Here is a 1,305-nt window from a genome sequence, read left to right as displayed (position 1 = left end):
AAACAGCATCCGGTAACACCATCTTGTGTATAGTCTTTGATTCCACCAACATATGTAGTAATTAAAGGCAAGCCAGAAGTCATAGCTTCTAAAGCCGCAAGACCTAATCCTTCTCTGCGTGATGGAAAAACAAAGACGTCAGACGATTTCAGTAATTCAATAACATCAGTACGAAATCCAAGCAGATAGACTCTTTTTTCTAGTCCATATTTTTCAGTTAAACTGAGCAAATACTTATCAAGAGGACCTTGTCCTGCAATTATGTAATGTATATTTTGTGTTTCCCTCATTGCACCAACTGCTTTAATAACAACTTCATGATTTTTGTTTTTATTCAGTTCTCCAACAGATATAAGGACAAATGCATCTTGCGGTATGCCTAACTCTGCGCGTTTTTTGTTTCTATCAACTTTTACGCTCTTGATTTTTTCTACATCTATGCCGACACCAGGAACGTATTCAGTTCGTTTCGCGTGCATTTTGTTTTTGGCTATGGCGTAGTCTTCCTTGTTTATTGTTATCAGCACGTCCGTGTAGCGTGACAGGTATTTTTCTATCGGGTAGTACACAAGCCAGTTCAGCAGCGGCGCGCCTTTATAGAAGTGGAAACCGTGGGCTGTGTATATGACTTTTGTATGTGTTCTGTGTCCAGCAAGTCTTCCGCATACTCCGCCTATCGGAGAATGGCAGTGGATGAATTTGTACTGGTTGGTTCTCATAAGGCTAAGTACCTGGCGATAAGCCTTTAGGTTTTGCAATATATGTCTGACGCTTCTTGCAAAGTCTATCTGGTAATAGTCCACGCCCATTTCCGTGAGCTTGTTTTTTAATTCTTCAATTTTCGCATCAGAGCAGGTGTTGCCTTCTACGAAGTTGCAGGCAACATCCACCTTATACCCCATATCTATCAATAATTTGATGTTGGGGATGTTGAACTGGTCTATCATCGAAGCGACGGATGCAAGCATCAATACTTTATCACGCATGATCGACGAGCATCCTTTTCAGGCCATCGGTAAAATCAACTGTTATGTACTTCTTGGATTGAGACAGATTTTTATCATATATTTTCGAGCCAAACGCTTTGTTAAATGTCGCGTTTTTGCTGAACAGACTTACGACAAATTTCGGACACGGAAGTATCACCGTTCCACGTCCGGTTATTTCCCTGGCTTTTACTATTACATCTTTCGTCGAGACGTATTCCTCGTTCTGAGGGAAGAATATGCCGCCTCTGGCAGCGTCTATTATCTGTCTCACGCATTCGCAGAAGTTGTCTATGTATATCATGCTGCGGCGGTTATC

General features: G+C 41.5%; 1 protein-coding gene and 1 pseudogene. Both read right to left on the bottom strand.

Going from position 1 to position 1,305, the window contains the following annotated elements:
* Positions 1-947 (bottom strand): glycosyltransferase family 4 protein (locus B5F39_RS13930; protein ID WP_158096081.1); only part of this gene is annotated, 947 nt, incomplete at its 3' end.
* Positions 948-978: 31 nt separating this feature from the next.
* Positions 979-1,305: pseudogene (locus B5F39_RS14350) on the bottom strand (NAD-dependent epimerase); the annotation flags it as partial.

Source organism: Cloacibacillus sp. An23, from assembly GCF_002159945.1.
In the GTDB taxonomy this organism is placed as follows: Bacteria; Synergistota; Synergistia; order Synergistales; family Synergistaceae; genus Caccocola.
The sequence above is the reverse complement of the archived record's forward strand: the minus strand, read 5'-3'. Positions and strand labels throughout refer to the sequence as shown.